This is a genomic window from Kribbella sp. NPDC056951, assembly GCF_042674205.1.
GTDB lineage: Bacteria > Actinomycetota > Actinomycetes > Propionibacteriales > Kribbellaceae > Kribbella > Kribbella yunnanensis.
On sequence record NZ_JBHUQZ010000001.1, the window covers coordinates 450734 to 470741 of the forward strand.

Below are 20008 nucleotides of genomic sequence, written 5' to 3' on the forward strand. Positions count from 1 at the left end.
CGGAGGCACAGCACGAGCGTGAGGAGGGGTTGAATGCCACGGCCGGGCGACTGGGACGCGATCGGGCTGGGCGGGGACCCCACTCCCGGGGAGCCGGAGACCATCGGTCAGCTGGCCGACGTACTGCAGAAGGTCGGCGGCAAGGCCCGCGAGATCATGACCGCGGTCGACTCGGTGATGAACAAGAACGACGACAGTGTCTTCGTCGGCGCTACCGCGGATGCCCTGCGCGGCAAGGTCGACGGCCGGTTGCGCGGCCACGTCGAGGACGTGGCGAACGCCTTCGAGACCGCCGCCACCGCCCTGCGCGAGTGGCGGACCGCGGTCGAGGGCTATCAGCGTACGGCGGATGCCGCGCTCGCGGCGGGTCGTGGCCTGGCCGAGGACGACCCCGAGCGGGATCGCCAGAAGGGTGTTGCCGAGCAAGCCGGACGGGACCAGTCGAGTGCCGCCGGTGGGTATGCCGGCCGGATCAACGGTGTCTCCAACATCCAGCTGCCGATCTCCGAGTGCGAGGCGTTCTGGGAAGCGTTCAAGTGGCTGGCGATCATCCTGATCATCCCGGCGCTGATCTTCGGCGGGCCGATCGCGTTGATCGCGCTCGGGGTGAACCTGGCGCTGTTCATCAAGACGATCGTCGACGTCGCCAAGGGTGATGCCAGCTTCCTCGACCTGTTCCTGGCCGGGCTGGGCCTGATCGCGCCGACCACCAAGGCGCTGCCGATCTTCAGCATCATCAAGGGCGTGGCCAGCGGTATCGCCGCGGGTGTGAAGGGGATCGCGAACACCTTCCGGAACATCTTCAGCAAGAACTTCCTGATGTCGGGGCTGACCGGTCTGCGAGGGCTGGGCAGTCTGGTCAACCTGACGATCCGCGAGACCGGGCTGTTCGTGGTGAAGAACCTCCGGAACTTCCCGGTCAACGCGGCCAGCTTCGTGAACAACTTCGGGACCATCTCGCTGAATGCGTTCAACAAGCTGTCGCTGACGTTCTCGGCGGGGCTGTCGGCGGTTGGCAAGGGGATTGGGGCGATCGGTAAGGGGATCGGCGCGCTGTGGACCGGGACTGGGAAGTTCATCTCGGCGCACTTCGGGAATCTGCAGTGGACCCGGATCTTCCTGCCGGTTGCGGCTGACGACATCCGCGCGTTCCAGGCGTTGGGGATGAGCAACTGGGCGTCGTTCACGCAGGCGCTGAAGGTTGGCGTGGTTGGGCGTGGGGTGTTCGCGCAGAACGTGTTCGGGATGCCGACGATGGCGGCGATCGGTCGCGGGATCAGCGCGGCGCCGATCCCGACCGGCAACCTGGGATTCGTCGACAATCTGAAGACCTTCTTCAACCAGGCGATGGAACCGCCGAAGCTGGTTCCCGCCGTACACATCAACAACTTCGGTCTCGCCACCGACTCCGGGTTCGGGGCCGGCAAGGCGTTCACCGCGATCGACGAGATCCACCTGACGCCGATGAACACCACTCCGCCGACCAACGTCGGTGTCAGCGTGGTGAACCCGCCGACGGTGACGACGTCCAGCGGCCTGCACATCCCGGTCACGTCGAACGTCGGCAACGTGTCGACCAACGTCTCGTCCCTGCACGTCGGTACGCCGTCGATGGGGAACGTCGGCAGTGTGTCCACGAACATCCCCGCGATGCACGCCGGTACGCCGTCCGTCGGTGGCGTCGGCAATTTGTCGACGAACATCCCGGCTATGCATGCTGGTACGCCGTCGGTGAACGGGGTGAACGGCATCGAGGGACTCGTCCAGGGGATGCCGAACGCGAACCACGTCGCGCTGCCCGCGTTGCCGACGAACGGGGTGGCGCACGGTACGCAAGGCACTGGGACGTTCGGTCATTTGACCGGGAACGCGAGTGTCGCTCAGCCGAATGTGAACGTCAGTTCGTTGCATGTGTCGTCGCCGCAGTCGAGTGGCATCGGCGACCTGGTCAACTCCGGTATTCGCAACAACACCCCAACTGTCTCCCCGAACTTCGCTACGACGATTGGTGATGGGGCCGGACAAGGTTTCCAGGCTGCGCACATCCGCACGTCGATCGACGAGATCCTGCACTCGCCAGGAGCCACGAACAGCAACCTGACGTCGGTCGCCCCACCGACCGTCGACCGCGTGAACAGCGCCCTCAACTTGTTGCACGGTGGAGACCTCAAAGTCGGCACCCCAGGCGCACCCGTCAAGGTAGACAACCCCGGCCTGGCCGGCACCCAAAACCTCGCCTCCCCGCCGGCAACAGCCCACGTCCAGCCGGTGAACCTCACCCGCACCGACGTCCCACTCCAGACCTCGCTCGTCCCAACCACCCCCGGCCATGTGGGGGCGCCAGGAGTAGGAAGCACCCCCGGGGTGGGAGGGCCGGGGCATATCGGAGCCCCGGGAGTGAGTGGCACGCCGGGAGTGGGCGGGCCAGGACATGTCGCGACCCCCGGCGTGGGTGGGCCCGGGCACGTCGCGGCGCCGGGCAATGTCGGTACGCCGGGTGGTGGGCATTCGTTCTCGCCTGGGAAGTCGGAGATTCCGCTCAGCGGGTTGCCGGATCATCCGGGGGCGGTGATCAAGGTGGAGCGGTTCGAGGGCGGGATGACTCAGTTCAACCTGCATGGGGGTGGGGCGAACGGGCGGCTCGATGTGCTTAGCGGTGGGCATGTTCGGTTCACCGACACGTCGACTGGGGCGACTACGCGGTTCGGTAGTGATGGCCTGGTCATCGATCAGGGGATTCGGCTGACGAAGACTGACGGCGTACTGCGTCCTACTGACCAGATTCTGGTGAAGGGGGCCGACGGCAACTTCCAGGTGACTGGGTTGGACGGGAAGCTGGTGCCGGACGGGTTGAAGGTTCGGGCGCTCGACACCGGCGGCGTACAGGTGCTTGGCAAGGATGGGGCTTCCTGGAACTACAGTGCGACCGGCAAGCTCGAGGGGCAGAACGTCACCGCGCACTGGCAGAACGACCTGGCCGCCAAGGCCGGTGTGTTCCACAAGGCCGGCGACACCGACCTCGCGGTCACGCAGAAGATGGACGACTTCCGGTCGGTTCAGAATGCGCAGAAGAACTTCGACATCGCGAACGACAACGTCGAGATCCATGGACAGCGGGCGGATGGGCCGTCGTCCGGACCGTCGGTCGGCGAGCAGGTGCATCTCGACCTGCATGGTGCGCAGCGGGACCTCGACAACGCCAAGGCTGCGTTCCAGGACAAGCACCACCTCAACGCCGACGGACTCACGCAGCAACTGGACGACATCACCCGGCAGTCGCTGAACGAACGACCGCGCCTCCTCGGCGGCGGTCGCACGCAGACCTTCGACCTGCCCGGCAACACCGGCGTCAAGTTCGATGTTGCCGACGGCAAGAAGATCACCCTGTACGGCGACGGCTACAGCTCCGAGGTCGCCGGCACCACGCTGAAGATCACCCAGGACTCGACCGGCCACTCCTGGACGTACAACCTCGGCTTCGGTAACCGCGCCAACCTCGTCGGTGAATCCTTCCCGCTGAACGGCGGCCACTTCAACGGTCAGCCGGTCGCGCTGGAAGGCAAGCTCGGCCAGTTCGACCGCGGCTTGCTGACCAGCGACGGCAAGACCTTCCCGGTCAAGGTCACCGACGACACGATCGTGGTCGGCTCGCCGCACGGCCCGCTCACCTACGACCGGAACGGCGCCTTCACCGGCGCCGGCCCGAACGAGGCCGGCCACCTCCCGAAGCCCGTCCCGCCGCCGCACCTCCTCGACGACCCAGCGGCCCTCGCGCGCTGGGAGTCGCAGGTCGACCTGTCCCGCACCCACCTGACCGTGGCCGCGGCGGACAAGGGTGTCGAGAAGCTGATGAAGGACGTCATGGGCGGCTCCTTCACCTCCAAACGCGGGTACGGCGGTTACGTCAACCCGACCGCACTGGCCGACAACACCCTGGTCGCCAAGGCGCGAGCGTTCAACACGATCACCGACGACCTGTTGTTCAAGGGCCCGGCCGACAACATCACCGTCTATCGCGGTGTCTCGATGGACCCGCATGCGGTCGGCGCCAACAGCTTCACCGAGCGACTGCCGATCTCGACGTCCACGTCGATGAAGTTCCAGGACGAGTGGGCGAAGAACGGCGTACTGTCCAACCGCGCGGTGTTCGAGATCGACGTACCGCCGAGTCACGGCAAGCTCGCGATGTCGTACCCCGACCACTACACCCCCGGCGGTGGCGAGGCGCGGGCCTGGAACCAGGACCAGTCCGAGTTCACCCTCGCGCCAACGACCCTGGTCCGAACCGGCAAGCCGGATCGCTTCGAGAACGGGATGCGGATCATCTCGGTCAAGGCCGAGCAGATCCCGGCCGGCCGGCTCGATTCGCTGATCACCGAGCAGTGGAGGGGCCTCGACTCCGCGACTGCGTTCGACGACTTCGCGAAGTCCTTCAACCAGACGAACCTGCGCAACTTCGAGGGTTTCGACGACGCGATCACCCGGTCGACGACGAGCACCGACAACCTGATGCACACGATCCACGTGCAGCGGCCGGGGTTCAAGGACGAGCTCACCATTACGGTGATGCGCAACGAGCAGGCCGACTCGGTCCGCGTCACGATGGTGACCGACGGCAAGACGGTCTTCAACGACACCTGGTCGGGGACCGATTTCCGCAACCTGGCCACGGATCTGCGCGGCAACGTGCTGCACAACAACGAGCAGTTCACGAACCTCGCCAAGCCGGCCGAGTGGACCAAGTCGCGACCGACCGGCCAGCAGTTGTCCGACGCCTGGGACGCCGACAGCCTGGCCCGCACGAACGTGTTCCGCTCACCGGGTGACGCGGACAACCTCGTCGTACAGAAGGCCAACGACTTCACCGCGGTCCAGAAGGCGCAGAACGACCTCGGCAAGGCCCTGGACAACTTCACCATCAACGGCAACCGCATCGAGGGCCCGTCGTCCGGACCTTCGCTCGGCGACCTGGCTCGCGTGGACCTGCAGAACGCGCAGGGTGAGTTCGTCAAGGTCAAGGAGATGTTCGAGTCGAAGTACCCGGGCATGAACGTCGAGAGCGTCCAGCACCAGCTCGACGAACTGCTCGTCGACTCGCTCCGGGGCCGCCCGCGCCTCGTTGCCGGAGGCACCCAACCGCGCCCCGCGGAGATCCCGAACGGTAACGCCTACTTCAAGGTGGACGACGGTGTCGTCACCTTTACCGGCCCGAACGCGAACGCGTTCACCGGTTCCTTCGACGGCCCGGTGCTGAAGGTCACCGAGACCTCCTTCGACGGCACCGTGATGCGCCAGCTCGAGTACTCGATCAACCGGCGTACCCAGATGCCGTTCCTGAACCGCGACGAGTTCACGCTGAGCGGCGGACCGTTCGAGGGCAGACGCATCGGCGCCGAGATCGAGGGCGGCCTGCCAGGGCAGTCACACCTGTACGACGATGCCGGCGGCAACGTCCCGGTCCAGTACTTGTCGGGTGAGTTCCGCGTCCCGTCAACGCAAGGACCGGCGAGGTACACCCGAGAAGGCGACTTCGTCGGGATCGGCGCGACCCGGACCGACCACCTGCCGCCGGTGAACCCGCCGGAGAACCTGATCGGCGACGACCTCGCCCGCTGGACCGCCCAGGCGGAGATCTCCCGCACGCACCTGACCGCGGCCCGCGACCTCGACGATGTCGGCAAGATGATGGACTCGATCTCGCAGGCAGCCTTCACCTCCAAGCGTGGGTACGGCGGTTACATCGACTCGGCGTTCCGCAACGGGGACCTCGAGGAGAAGGTCCTGGAGTTCAACACGATCGCGAACTCGTTGATGGTCGACGGCAAGATCGGCCGGACCACGGTCTATCGCGGTGTCGCGATGGACAAGGCCGCTGCGCAGGCGGACACCTTCATCGAGCGACTGCCGGTGTCGACGTCGAGCGAGTGGAAGTTCCAGCCGCAATGGGCCAAGGACACCGATCTGAGCAAGCGGGTCGTGTTCAAGATCGACGTACCGGAGACGCACGGCAAGCTCGCGATGGCCTACCCGGACGACTACGCCCGGGGTGTCGGCGAGGCGGCGCCGAAGAACCAGGGTCAGTTCGAGGTGACGCTGTCCCCGACGATCCTGGAGCGGACCAGCGAGCCCATCTTCGAGCGTGACGGCCTGACCGTCATCCCGGTCCGGGCCAAGCAGATGAACGACGACCAGATCAGCCACTACCTCAACGAGCGCTGGGGTGGGCTCGACTCGGCGGATGCGTTCGACGATTTCACCAAGTCATTCGGTACGGCGTCGGTGCAGAAGTTCCCGGGGATGGACGGGGTCACCGCGACCTCGAAGACCACCGACAACCTGATCCACGAGGTCACTGTCAGCAAGGCCGGGTTCCCGGGCAACGACCTGAAGATCACCGTCACCCGCAACGTGGACGCGGACTCGGTCCGGGTGACCGCGACCGCGGACGGACGGCCGGCGTTCAACCAGACCTGGAGCCGCGAGGAGTTCGCGAGTATCGCGACCGACCTCAAGGCCGGGACGCTGCATGACAACGATCTGTTCGTGTCGATGTCGAAGCCGGCGGCCTGGAGCTCGAAGGGCAAGGGCGCGGAGACGTTCCACCCGCAGTGGGATGCCGATCTGGCCGCGAAGACCAACGTCTTCAAGCGGGCCGGCGACACCGATGCGATGGTCGACGTCCGGATGGAGGACTTCTCCCGGCTCCGCCAGTCGCAGCACAACGTGCACGAGGCCGATCTCAACTTCAACCTGCACGGCGATCGGCTGGACGGGCACTCCACGGATGTCTCGGTCGGTCAGCAGGTCAAGATGGACCTCGACTCCGCGAAGGCCGACTTCGACAGCGGTCGCGCGGCGTTCAAGCGCAAGCACTCGATGGACTTCGACGACGTCCAGGCCGATGTCCAGGCGACGAACAAGCGGCCGCGCGGCGACGGCGCCGGCAAGTTGTTCGACGTACCGGGTGGCAACGTCTCGTTCCAGGTCGAGAACGGTGTCGTCAGCTTCGCGGGCAACCAGGCTGGAGTCTTCCATGGCGTGGTGAACGGCCGCGAGGTCGTAGTCACCCGCGCCGGTGCAGGTGGTGCGCAGGTTGCGGGGGACACCTGGACGTTCCGGCTGGGCTTCGGAGGCCGCCCGAACCTGATCGGCCGGACCATGACGCTGACCGACGGGCCGCTGGCCGGCGAGGTCGTGAACCTGCGCGGTATGGCGGGTCAGCTCGACGGCTCGCTCGGAGATGCCGGGGTCTGGCCGCGGCACCTGTCGGGCGACGACCTGTTCGTCGCGACGCCGACCGGCCCACTGCACTACACGCGAGACGGCAACTTCATCGGCCCGGTCCAGACGGTGACCCGAAACCTCGGGCCGGCGACCCCGCCGCCGCACCTCGTCAACGACCCGGACGGTCTGGCGCGCTGGACGTCGCAGGTCGACTCGTCGCGGACGCACCTGTCCGCAGCGGTGGACAACAAGGCTGTCGAGAACCTGATGAAGGACGTGATGGGCGGTTCGTTCACGTCCAAGCGCGGCTACGAGGGTTTCGTGAAGCCGTCCGCGCTGGCCGACGGCACGCTGGCCGCCAAGGTGAACGACTTCAACAACGTCACCCGCGACCTGCTGTTCAAGGGGCCGGACGACCGGATGACCTTGTACCGCGGGGTGTCGATGGACCCGCATGCCGCGCAGGCCAACGAGTTCGTGGACCGGCTGCCGAGTTCGACCTCGAACCACATCGGCTTCCAGGAGGAGTGGGCCAAGAACGGTGCTGCAAGCAACCGGTTCGTGTTCGAGATCGACGTACCGGCGGGGCATGGCAAGCTTTCGATGGCCTACCCGCCGGGTTACCAGGCCGGTGACGACGCGGCCAAGGCCTGGAACCAGAGTCAATGGGAGGTCACGCTCGCGCCGACCACGCTGACCCGGACCGGGCCGGACCGGATCGAGGACGGGATGCGGATCATCCCGGTCAAGGCCGAGCAGATCCCGTCGGGCAGGATCGCCGACCTGCTGAACGAGAAGTGGCCGGGGATGAACCTGGACACGGCGTACGACGACTTCGTGCGTGCCTTCGACAACGGTTCGGTGAACCGCTGGGACGGCTTCGGTGATGTCACCGTGACGACGACGAAGAGTGCCGACGGCAACCTCACCACACACACGCTGAGCAAGCCGGGGTACGGCGACAAGCTGGATGTCCTGATCAGCAAGGACGGCGGCGCGGTCTCGGTCAAGATCGAGGGTGGCGAGACCGCCTTCAGCAAGGGGCCGTGGAAGGGCACTGACCTCACCGATCTGGCCGCGCAGTTGCGTGGAAACGTCTTGCACGACAGCGATCTGTTCATGCGGTTGCCGCAGCCGGGCGCATGGGCGCAGGAGCCGGTCGTCGTCAACATGATGCGCATGCCGCAGGTGCAGCAGCACCCGCTCGGCGGTGCGTTCAACGGTCACCAGGTGGTCCTGCCGCACGGTGGTCAGCCGCATGTCACCGGTCCGCAGGCGAACCAGTTCGCCGTCCACGACTTCGGCGACGACGGCTTCCGCGTGATCGGCCCGAACGGACAGACCCAGCGGTACGGCGCGGACGGCGTACAGATCGCCGACCGGCTACAGCTGAACGGACAGTTCGGTGATCGGTGGGTTGTCCGGCCGGTTCAGGGTCATCCGCATGTGGCGGGGACGGACGGTCCGCTCTTCAGTGTGTTCAACACGAACGACGGCGGCTTCCGCGTGCTCGGGCCGCGGGGCGAGACCTACCGGTACGGCGCGGATGGCGCCCTCCACGGTGGTGGTTGGGCGCTGGCCGACAACATGTATCCGCGCGGATCGGTGTTCACCGAGGCCGATGGCGCTGGCGGGCTGCGGGCGGTCGACGTGCACGGTACGCCGGTTGTGCATCACCGGGTGGAGTTGCTGGGGAACGGGCAGTTCCGGATGTTCGACGACTCGACGCAGACCGTGCGCTGGTTCGGCGACGACGGGCTCGGCCGGGCGCACGGCATTCGGGTGCAGGACCCGCCGTACACGGGTAGCAACACGTATCTGTATCGCACGCCGGACGGTGGGGCCCGGTTCGTCGACGACGCCGTGGCTCCGCGGCCGGGCGTGGTGCACCTGTCGCAGGACGGTACGAACACCTTCCACATCGTTGAGGCGAACGGGGTCAGCCGGCACTTCGACAATGCCGGGGGCTACCTCGAGCGGCATGTGCCCCTCGCTGGCACCCAGCGGGTCGTCGTACATGACGTCAACAACGGCCTAGTCCTGCGCGGTCCGAACGGCGACACCGCGACGGTCACGCATGTGCAGGGCGGCTACCGGGTCGTCGACAACGCGCGGTTCGATCAGTTTGGCGCGGATGGTGCGTTCCAGGCCTTTGGGCGTCAGATCCAGCTGCCGGGCGAGACCGCGTGGCTGGAGATCGGCGGAGGCGGCGCACGTTGGCTGGACAACACCTTGGCTGTGGTCCCAGGCCGGAACGCCGTGATCAACGGCACCGAGATCCATGTCGCGCGGACCAACGGTCATGATGTCTTCGACCTGCAAGGTGGGTTGGTTCGCGAGGTCACCGACCTGCCGGGGAACGGCGTGGCGCTCGGCGGCAGCCGGATCACGCGGGACAACAACGGTGTCGTGCACTGGACCGACAACGCCGGTACGGCGATGCCGACGCCGCATCACCCGCCGACGATCGACAACGCCGGCAACATCCGCATCGAGCTCAACCTGCCGGGCCGGCCGCGGAACGGCGAACACCACGTGTTCAACCGGGACGGGGCAGTCACTGAGCAGGGTTTCCGGGTGGTCCGGGACAACCAGCCGACCGAGTTCAAGTACGTCGTCAACCGGTCCGACAACACCTGGCAGCGGGTCCGCGACAACGGCACGGTCGGCGACCTCGGGTTCCAGAAGGGCAAGGTCGACATCGTCGGCCTGGACAACGGCCGGATCCGGTTGCAGAGTTCGACCGCCAAGGAGGTCGAGGTCTTCGAACGGCGGTGGTTGCCGGGTGGCGAGATCCTGGACAGCTTCCGGAAGACCGACACACTCGGGTTCGGTTCGTTCAACCGGCGGACGACGTGGGCGACGTACGACGGCAATGGCACCCTGACGAACTGGGGTAAGCGGCATCACGCGACCGCCGGCAACGCGTGGCAGGACATCGACCACAACTGGCGGACGGTCCGCGATTACCAGCAGGGCCTGCAGAAGTACGACAACCCGATCGCCGATCAGATGGGTCCGCTGGCCAAGGCCGAGGAGAAGATCACCGGCCACGTGCTGGCGATCCGGAACGGCGACAACTGGACCTGGCACCGGTACCAGGCCGACTTCGTTCATGTTGCCCAGGGCAACCGTACGTTCGAGCGGATCGGCGAGGGATGGACCGACACGGTCCGCGTGATGGAGGGCGGCAACGAGGTCGGCCGGGTCGCGCAGCAGAAGTTCGGCACCTGGCATGGGCCCGACACCGCCCGGCAGTACAAGGAATTCACGCTCGAGCCTGGTGCGGCGCATCCGACCCGAGACGGGTCGTTCGAACTCCTCTCACCGCAGCTGAAGCCGGTCGGGAAAGGCGAGCTGCTGCCCGACGGGACGCTGCTGTCCGCAGTCCGGCAGGGCGACCAGCGGCCGCCGATCTGGATCCGGAAGAACTTCCTCGACAACCCGCCGACCACCGGCAGCGTCGCGCACATCGCCACCGACAACCGCTTCCAGATCTTCCGCTGGGAGACCAGCACAGGCGGCCGCGGCGTCCGGTACGTCGGTGCTGACGAGGCGATCGTCGATGTCGACATGAACGGCGCGTTCGTCCGGTCGAAGGGGAAGCTGCACGACGGTACCGACCTCAAGGTCGGCGACCACGCGACTCCGCCCGCTAACGCCTACCCGCACGCGCAGACCGACGTACCGTGGACGAACGGTGACGTGAACGGCTGGCGGGTGAACAACGGCAACACCTGGCAGGACTTCGCCGAGGTCGACGGCCAGGGCTGGCGGATGTTCCGCGAGAGCCAGCCGGGCGGCATCGTGCGCGAGTACCCGGAGCCGGGCAACGCGCACATCTGGGTGAACCGCGATGCCCACGGCAACCTTGTCGGGATGTCGCACCGTGTCCCCGACCCGGCGCTTCCCGGCCAGAACCGGTACGTCGTTGCCACCGGCAACGCGGACTCGTCGAGCTGGCGGTGGCATGAGCTGGACCAGAACGGCGTACAGATCGCTGGTCGTGAAGGCGATCGGTTCCACTTCAAGGGATCGCGCGACGAGAGCATCAGCTTCGACAACTCGTTCCGGGACTTCGACAATGCCGGCAACCTGGTGCGCGATCGCCGGATGCTCGACGAGCGGCGCTTCATCGAGTCGTGGAACGACGGCGGCCAGTGGGTGGTCAAGGAGTTCGACAAGGCTGGTGCCGAGGTGGTCGGGACCGCGCAACTCAACCGCACCTGGCTGCAGGCCGACGGGACCTGGGGGAACAACTGGACGACCGGCTCCAGCCACTTCCGCGACAGCACACCGGGGACTCCGGGAACCCCGGCACAGGTCGTCCGCGAGACGCCGACCCACATCGGCGACGGCCGCCCGGCCCGCGTCCGCGAGTACACGATGGACGGCAACGGGCACACGGACTTCCGGCAGTGGAAGGAGTTCGACCTCGACAAGGTCGTCCGGGAGCGGACGCTGTCGGGGAACAACTACCTTGAGACCGACAAGATCCACGGCCAGTGGAAGCTGTACGACAACACCGGCCGGGTGGTCGGTGAGCGGTCCGACAACGGCCTGGTCTTCGAGTTCCGCGACGGGCAGTTGCGGCTGACCGGCAACGAGTTCGACTTCCGCGGGCAGATGACCGAGTTCCGCGGCTGGAACACGCGGGTCGGCGACGTCCAGCGGCAGCCGTGGCTGATGCAGTCCGAGTGGACGATCGCCGACAAGACGCTGATGCCGGGTGGGAGCGCCGTACTGCGGGAGGCGAACTACGCGCCGTTCTCGCGGCTGCTGACCCAGAAGCTCGCGATCACGATGACGTTCGACTTCCTGCTCGACTACGCGGCGGCGCTGATGATCGCCGGGATCGTCGCCGAGGCGCAGAACAAACCGTTCACCGGGAACGACGCACTCAAGGCCCTGATGAACGCCGCGGTCGGCACGGTGATCAAGGGCGTGGCCGGTGCGGCGCTGACCGACACCAAGATGCTGGGTGCCTTCCGGAACCTGAAGCAGAACATGAGCAACCTCGACGGCGGCAAGCTGATCACGAACCGGCCGATCAACCACACCTCCACCTGGGGTGCGGAGTGGGCCGCCAACACCGGTGCGGTGAAGTGGCGGGCGGGCGTCTTCGACTACGGCTTCGGCATGATGCTGCTGCCGTTCACCGCGTTCGTGAACGGCGCGATGAACGCCGCGATCTTCGGCGTACCGGGCTCGGACGGTAAGAGCCACAAGGTGTACGGCTGGCAGGCCGTGGCCGAGGGTGGCATCACGGCCGTGGCCAGCCTCGTGTCGGCGAACAGCATCGGCCTGCTCCGGACCGGCATCGGTCAGTACTCGATTGGCCGGTTCGTCCAGAAGGGCGGCATCGGCGAGATGGCGCTGAACATGCCGCTGCGGCTCTGGGAGAAGGGCATGGGCTCGCTGCTGACGCCGGCGATCCGCGGCGCGATCGACCCGCCCTGGTCGCACATCCCGCCGACGCCACCGCCGGCGCCCCCGGCCGCGCAGCCTACGATCACTTCCGGCGGCGTCATCCTGCCGCCTGGCGTCACCTCCGTACCGGCTCAAGGAGCACCGTGACCACTCGCTACGTGGGCCCGAAGGGGCGTGGAAGTTTCCGTCGGATCGGCGACGCCCTGCGGGCCGCCGGTCCCGGCGACGTGATCGTGGTGGCCGGTGGCGAGTACGCCGAACAGCTCCGCCTCGACCGCTCGATCGCAGTCGTGGCCGAGCCCGGTGGCGGGCAGGTGACGGTGACCGGCGTACCGGGTGGTGAGCCGACGGTCGTTGCCGAGGGCCTCGAATGCACGGTGCGCGGGATGACGATCAAGGCGCCTTCCGACGATGCCGGTGCGCCGGCGGTCGGCGTGGCCGGTGGTGCCGGATTGATGATCGAGGACTGCACGGTTTCCGGTGGACGGATCCATGCTCGTGGCAACGAAAACACGGGACAGGGATCAGACCTGACCGGGTACGGCGTTACTACGTTGATGATCCGTGGTTCTCGGCTGGAGCAAGGGCGGTTGGCCGCGATCCACTTGTCCGGGCGGGTCCAGGCCAAGATTGAAGACTCCGTGATCGACACGGTCGACGGGATCGGCGTCGTACTGTCCGGACCGGCGTACCTGGATGCGTCGCGGCTGCGGCTGAACCAGACGTCGGGGTACGGGTTCCGGTTGCGCGGGACCAGCAAGCTGGTGTCGACCGACGGGACGATCCGGCAGACGGGGATGGCCGGCGTACTGCTGGAGGACGGTTCGGCGGCGACGCTGAGCGATATCCGGATCGAGAAGGCCGGTGGGCCGGGTGTGCATGCGACCGGGTCGGCGCGGAGTGAGTTGACCGACTGCCGGGTTCGCGACGCGCGGGCCAGTGGGCTGGTCGCTCAGGACAGTGCGGAGCTGATTGCGACCGACTGTGCGGTGACCGACGCGGGTGCGAATGGCTTGCTGGTCTCGGATTCCGCGACGGCGACGGTGACCGCGACGCGGTTCGACAGGCCGGCGTACAGCGCGGTGCATTTGACCGGTACGGCGAATGTGAAGCTGACCGACTGTCAGGTCCGCGAGGGTGTCGAGCACGGCGTGCATGTCACGGCGTCGGCGCGAGTTGAGCTCATCCGATGTGGGATCCAGGACGTCGGGCTGACTGGGCTGTCGGCTGTGGACGCTGGGCTTGCCGATGCCGAGGACTGTCGAATCGTCGGTGGTGGGACGGGTATCCGGTTGGAGTCCACGACTGCGACGAGTGTGCGGACGTCGTCGGTGACCGGGACTGTCGGCACGGGTGTTGAGTTGGCGGGTGCCGGGTTGGCGACGCTGGATGCGGTGCGGGTCAGTGGGACCAAGGCGGCCGGCATCGTGGTCGGTACGGGCGCGGCGGCGGCGATCGACGCGAGCACGATCGAGAACTGCGCGGGGTCCGGGCTGGTGATCTGGTCGGAGGCGACTCCGACGGTGAACGGGCTGCGCGTGAGCACGGTGGCGAAGAACGGGATCTACGTGGCCGAGAAGGCCGGTGGGACCTACACGGACTGCGATGTGGTTGGGACGAAGTACCCGGCACTGCACTTGGCGAAGACGGCGGCTCCTACGTTTAAGCACCTGCGGATTCGGGACTGTTCCGAGGCGGTCGGTCAGGAGGACGGCGCCGTACCGGTCTTTGAGGACTGCACTGTTGACGGCGTTGCGATGATCCGCGAGACACCGGTCGCGGCGACCGCGGGGAAGGCTCCCGAGGTTCATGTGGCGGGGGCGCTCGACGAGAGCATGCCGCCGGATGACGAGACGCTTGAGGACGTGCTGGCCGAGCTCGAGGAGCAGGTCGGGCTGGACCGGGTGAAGCGTGATGTCCAGTCGATGGTGAAGCTGATGCAGACGGTTCGGATGCGCGAGGAGGCCGGTCTGCCGGCACCGCCGCTCAGCCGGCATCTGGTCTTCGCGGGCAACCCGGGTACCGGCAAGACGACGGTCGCGCGGCTGTACGGGCGGATCCTGAAGGCACTCGGCCTCCTGCGGAAGGGCCACCTGGTCGAGGTCGACCGTACGGCGTTGGTCGGCGAGTACGTCGGTCATACCGGACCGAAGACGCAGGCCGCGGTCACGCAGGCGCTGGGCGGCGTGCTGTTCATCGACGAGGCCTACTCGCTGGCACCGATCGGGATCGGTAACGACTTCGGCGCTGAGGCGATCGCCACGCTGGTGAAGCTGATGGAGGACCACCGCAACGACCTGGTCGTCATCGTGGCCGGGTACGTCAACGACATGTCTCGCTTCATCGGCTCGAACCCGGGGCTGTCCTCGCGGTTCACCCGGACGCTGCAGTTCGAGGACTACACCGCGGCCGAGTTGGTCGCGATCGTCGAGCACCAGGCGCGCGGTCACCAGTACGAGCTGACCGTTGATGCGCGGTCGGCGTTGAGCACCTTGTTCGAGCAACTGCCACGCGGCGAGGGCTTCGGCAACGGGCGGTCGGCGCGGCAGATCTTCCAGGCGATGACCGAGCGCCAGGCGCACCGGATGTCGGAGATCTCGACGCCGACGCCGGCACAGCTGGTCTCGCTCGAGGTTCCTGATCTCCCGGAGACTTTCTAACACCTGTGCGTGAGTAGTTCACAGAAGTTATCGTTCGGCATGGACAACATTTCCCGCCGTGGACTGCTCACGGGGGCCGGCGCGCTGCTGGCCGCCGGTTCCCTGGGTCTGCCCACCGCCTCCGCCCGGAGCCTTGCCCTGCCCGCCTCCAAGCGCTTCAAGATGAGCGCGACGACCAACGAGTTCTTCCGCCACAAACCGCTGTGGGGACCGCGGGTGATGCAGTCGTTCGCCTTCGACACCCCGAACAACCGGCTCTTCACCGGTCAGCTGCGGTCCGAGACGCCCGAGAACAGCGGTGATCTGACACTCAGTCAGCTGGACTTCGCCGGCAATGTGCTCGGGCACATGTACCTGACCGGTTTCGGGCACGCTGTGTCGATCGGCGCCGAGGCGGTCGGAAGTACGTCGTACATCTGGACCGAGACCGATGCGGACACCACGAACGGGCGCGGTCGGCAGATCACCCGGTTCCCGTGGCAGAACGGGAAGACGCTGACGTCGGCCTCGGTGACCAAGTGGAAGCCGGTGTCCGGGGCGAGTGTCTACACGCCTGCGGTCGACCAGCGGTTCGGTCGGTTGGGTGTGCGGCATTCGCGGTCGGACGGGATGTACATCAACGTGTACTCGCTGGCGGCTGCGCGGACCGGGGACTTCTCGACGGTGCTGGCGTCGTTCAAGCAGCCGGCGTTGACGGCCGGGATCGACTTCCAGGGCTGGGCGCTCTATGGCTCGTACTGCTATTTCTGGGAGGGTGAGGCCTACCCGGGCGACCCGGACGAGACCAAGGCGACCTCGAAGCTGTGGTGCTACGACATCAATGCCGGCGTGCTCGTCGACTCGTTCCTCACGCTGGCCGGGAAGAGCCTCACCTACCGTGAGCCCGAAGGCATGGCGGTCTACGGCTCCACCGACGGCACGGCTCGCCTGTACTTCGGCTTCGCGTCCGGCGAACCCGGCGATCGCCGAGCCAACCTCTTCTACCGCAACACGCTCGTCTAGCGATTACTGGGCGACGCCGTACAAGCGGTCACCGGCGTCGCCCAGGCCGGGGACGATGTAGCCCTTCTCGTTGAGGTGGCTGTCCATCGCGGCGACTACGAGGGTGCAGGGGATATTGAGGTCGGTCAGCTCGCGCTCGATGCGCTCTACGCCTTCGGGGGCCGCGAGCAAGCAAATGGCGGTGATGTGGTCGGCGCCGCGGTCGACCAGGAACTGGATCGCCGCGGCCAGCGTGCCGCCGGTCGCCAGCATCGGGTCGAGGACATAGCACTGGCGGCCGGACAGGTCCTCCGGCAGACGCTCGGCGTACGTCGAGGCGTCCAGCGTCTCCTCGTTGCGGATCATCCCGAGGAACCCGACCTCGGCGGTCGGCAGCAGCCGCGTCATCCCCTCGAGCATGCCCAGCCCGGCCCGCAGGATCGGGACCACCAGCGGCTTCGGCGAAGTCAGCTTCACACCCTCGGCGTCGGCCACCGGGGTCGGCACCGTGACCGGACCGGTCCGCACGTCCCGGGTCGCCTCGTAGGCGAGCAGCGTGACCAGCTCCTCGGTCAACCGGCGGAACGTGGGCGAGTCCGTGGCCTCGTCCCGCAGCGTGGTCAGCTTGTGAGCGACGAGCGGGTGGTCCACGACAAGGATCTGCATAACCCGGAACGCTACCGTCGGCGATTCCTCCCGCGAAACTTCTCACCCCCTTACGATCGAAAGTGCATTGGTTTGTGCCCTTCGCCCCAGGGGAGTGCCGATGACCGAGAGTGCTGAATCGTCCGAGCCGCCCCGGCCGCGGCTGGTGGTGCCGCGCCGTGATCTGGACCGGCTGCATCGCCGGGCCGAGTTCCTGCGGGAGCTCGAGGAAGCGAAGGCCCTGCGGGACCGGATCGCGCCCCGGCGCGCCCGCGTCCGGCGACTCCGCGAGGCGATGCGGAGAGCGACGTACCACCACTGAAGTGGGCGTGTTCCCCGATATTTCTCCCGCTGACCGCTGGAGTCTGTCACCATGACAGCGTGTCCGACGCCACAGCAGGACCAATCATGACCGATCTCGACTTCGCTGTTGCTGCCTACACCGAGGACGGCGCGTGGACCGTCACCCCGCTGGTGCTGCGCGGGGAGCCCGACCTGTCCGCGGTGGTGTCCGGACTGCGCCGGTACCCCGGTGAGGCCGGCGTACTGGGGATGATCTCGGTCGACGAGGACTTCTTCATCCTGCTCCGGCTGGTCGGTGGCCGGGCCCGGCTGCTGATCTCCGACGTCACCGCGGCCACCGAATGGCCGCTGGCCCGGCAGGTCGTCGACGAACTGGACATCCCGCTCGCCGATGACGACGACGAGCAGGTCCCGGCCGGTGACCTGGCGATCATCGCCGATCTCGGGATGAGCGCGATGGACCTCGGCGCGCTCTGCGACGACGTCGACCTCTACCCCGAGGAAATGCTCGAGGAGATCGCCGAGACGCTGGGATTCGGCAACCAGTTCCACGAGGCGATCGAAGCTCTTGGTTAGCCCGGCACTGCAGCGCGAGTGGTCCCGGCTGATGGCGGTGGCCCTCGACGAGGCCGAGCTCGCGCTGCCCGACGTACCGATCGGTGCTGTCGTGGTTGACGCCTCAGGTGAGGTGATCGGCCGCGGGCACAACGAGCGCGAGACCACCGGGGACCCGACCGCGCATGCCGAGGTGCTGGCGCTGCGCGCGGCCGCCCGGCACGTCGGTGAGTGGCGGCTGACCGGGTGCACGCTGGTGGTCACTCTTGAGCCCTGCACGATGTGCGCGGGCGCGATCGTGCTGTCCCGGGTCGAGCGGCTGATCTTCGCCGCGTACGACGAGAAGGCGGGTGCCGTGGGGTCGTTGTGGGACGTGGTCCGGGACCGCAGGCTGAACCATCGGCCCGAGGTGTTCGGCGGCGTGATGGCCGATGTGGCCGGTGCACGGCTCCGCGATTTCTTTTCCGGGCACAGGTCTTGATAGCCTCTGCGGCGGTGGCGTGTCCGAGCGGCCGAAGGAGCGCGCCTCGAAAGCGCGTGACGGGTACCCCCCGTCCGAGGGTTCAAATCCCTCCGCCACCGCCAACCGCCCTCCGGGGCGGAAGAAGGACCGAAGACCCTGATGCCGTGTGATGCGTCAGGGTTTTCGTTCTCTCGGGACCTGAGTTCGGCGGAAAGGCCCCCAGCGTGAACGTGGCAGAGCTCGACCAGATCTTGTTGGCCGGAGCCGTGGTGCTGCTGGTCGCGGTGGTCGCTGTGCGCCTGTCCGGGCGGCTGGGCCTCCCCTCGCTGCTCATCTACCTCGGGATGGGCCTGCTGCTCGGCGAGTCCGGGCCGGGGCACATCCACTTCGAGGACGCTCAGATCGCGCATGCGCTGGGGTTCGCGGCGCTGGTGATCATCTTGACCGAGGGCGGTCTGACGACTCGGTGGAACGAAGTCCGCCCAGTGATGCCACTCGGGCTCGTGCTCGCCACAGTCGGGGTCGCGATCAGCGTCGGCGTCGTGGCCTGCATCGCGCACTACATCCTCGGGCTGGACTGGCAGATCGCCGTACTGATCGGTGCTGTGACGTCGCCGACCGATGCGGCGGCAGTGTTCTCGGTACTGCGGCGGGTTCCGATCAGACCGCGGTTGCGCGGCGCTCTGGAGGCCGAGTCCGGCCTGAATGACGCCCCGACCGTCCTGCTCGTCACCCTGGTCAGCACGGGCGCAACGAGTGAGCACGGCTGGCTGTACTTCACCGGCTTGGTCTTCTACGAGCTGGTGGTCGGCGCGCTGTTCGGGTTCGTCATCGGCTGGATCAGCGTCGGCCTGATCCGCCGTGTCGCCCTCGGCTCCGCCGGTCTGTACCCGCTGGCGGTCGTCTCGCTCGCGATCATCTCGTACGCCGGTGGCACCGTCCTGCTCCACGTGTCGGGGTTCGCCGCCGTCTACGTGACCTCGCTGGTCCTCGGCAAAGCCGAACTCCCGCACCGGATGGCCACCCGCTCGTTCGTCGACGGCCTGGCCTGGCTGGCCCAGATCGGCCTGTTCGTCATGCTCGGCCTCCTCGCCTCGCCCGGTCGCATCAGCCTGAACGACGTCCTGGTCGCCCTCGTGATCGGAATCGCCGTCACGGTCATCGGCCGCCTGCTAGCGGTCGTCGTCTCGGCCACCCCGTTCAAAGTGCCCTGGCAGGAACAAGCCTTCATCTCCTGGGCCGGCCTCCGCGGCGCGGTCCCCATCGTCCTGGCCACCATCCCCCTGGCCGAACAGGTCCCCCAGGCCACCAGGATCTTCGACATCGTCTTCGTCCTGGTCCTCCTCTTCACCCTCCTCCAAGGCCCCTCCCTGCCCTGGCTCGCCCGCAAACTGGGCGTCCTCGACGAGAACGCAGCCTTCGAGGTAGAGATCGACGTAGCCCCCCTCGAATCCCTCAACGCCGACATGCTCCAGGTCCACGTCCCCAGCGAATCCCGCCTGGCCGGCGTAGAGATCGGCGAACTCCGCCTCCCCGCCGGCGTCTCGGTCTCCCTCATCATCCGCCGCGACGAAGCCTTCGTCCCCGACCGCCGAACCGTCCTCCGAGCCGGCGACGCCCTCCTCGTCGTAGCCCCCAGCCCGCTCCGAGACCAAACCGCCCGCCGCCTCCGAGCCATCTCCCGAGCCGGCCGCCTAGCCGGCTGGTTCGGCGAACGAGGCCGCGAAAACCACTGAGTTGTGTGGGT

At 67.2% G+C, this 20008-nt stretch carries 8 protein-coding genes and 1 tRNA gene; 8 read left to right on the forward strand and 1 reads right to left on the reverse strand.

Annotated features, from left to right (window positions below):
- Window positions 1-33 precede the first annotated feature (33 nt).
- The 3 genes from ACFTSF_RS02225 to ACFTSF_RS02235 are packed head-to-tail and all read left to right on the forward strand — an operon-like array spanning window position 34 to window position 16316.
- A complete protein-coding gene (locus tag ACFTSF_RS02225) occupies window positions 34-12801 on the forward strand; it encodes a hypothetical protein (RefSeq protein ID WP_380152078.1) in 12768 nt (4255 codons plus the stop codon).
- Window positions 12798-15314: a right-handed parallel beta-helix repeat-containing protein gene (locus ACFTSF_RS02230; protein ID WP_380152079.1), complete on the forward strand. Its 2517-nt coding sequence runs from the start codon at window positions 12798-12800 to the stop codon at window positions 15312-15314. Before ACFTSF_RS02225 ends, ACFTSF_RS02230 begins: the two co-directional genes overlap by 4 nt.
- A gap of 39 nt (window positions 15315-15353) precedes the next feature.
- Window positions 15354-16316 carry a hypothetical protein gene (locus tag ACFTSF_RS02235; RefSeq protein ID WP_380152080.1) on the forward strand — a complete coding sequence of 321 codons (963 nt, stop codon included), beginning with the start codon at window positions 15354-15356 and terminating at the stop codon, window positions 16314-16316.
- A gap of 3 nt (window positions 16317-16319) precedes the next feature.
- Here the strand turns inward: ACFTSF_RS02235 and upp are convergent, their stop codons facing one another.
- Entirely contained in the window at window positions 16320-16961 is a 642-nt protein-coding gene (gene upp, locus ACFTSF_RS02240; protein WP_344147930.1) for a uracil phosphoribosyltransferase, read from the reverse strand.
- Window positions 16962-17061: 100 nt separating this feature from the next.
- On the opposite strand from upp, the gene ACFTSF_RS02245 reads away from it, so the two are divergent.
- The 5 genes from ACFTSF_RS02245 (at window position 17062) to ACFTSF_RS02265 (ending at window position 19997) form a co-directional block, all read left to right on the forward strand.
- Window positions 17062-17262: a hypothetical protein gene (locus tag ACFTSF_RS02245; RefSeq protein WP_380152081.1), complete on the forward strand. Its 201-nt coding sequence runs from the start codon at window positions 17062-17064 to the stop codon at window positions 17260-17262.
- Window positions 17263-17348: 86 nt separating this feature from the next.
- Complete coding sequence (locus tag ACFTSF_RS02250; RefSeq protein ID WP_344147936.1) at window positions 17349-17819, forward strand: tRNA adenosine deaminase-associated protein; 471 nt, start codon at window positions 17349-17351, stop codon at window positions 17817-17819.
- Between the two features lie 31 nt (window positions 17820-17850).
- Window positions 17851-18279: a nucleoside deaminase gene (locus ACFTSF_RS02255; protein WP_344148307.1), complete on the forward strand. Its 429-nt coding sequence runs from the start codon at window positions 17851-17853 to the stop codon at window positions 18277-18279.
- Between the two features lie 13 nt (window positions 18280-18292).
- Window positions 18293-18383 (forward strand) — tRNA-Ser (locus ACFTSF_RS02260).
- Window positions 18384-18485: 102 nt separating this feature from the next.
- Complete coding sequence (locus tag ACFTSF_RS02265) at window positions 18486-19997, forward strand: potassium/proton antiporter (RefSeq protein ID WP_380152082.1); 1512 nt, start codon at window positions 18486-18488, stop codon at window positions 19995-19997.
- The last annotated feature ends 11 nt before the right edge of the window (window positions 19998-20008 follow it).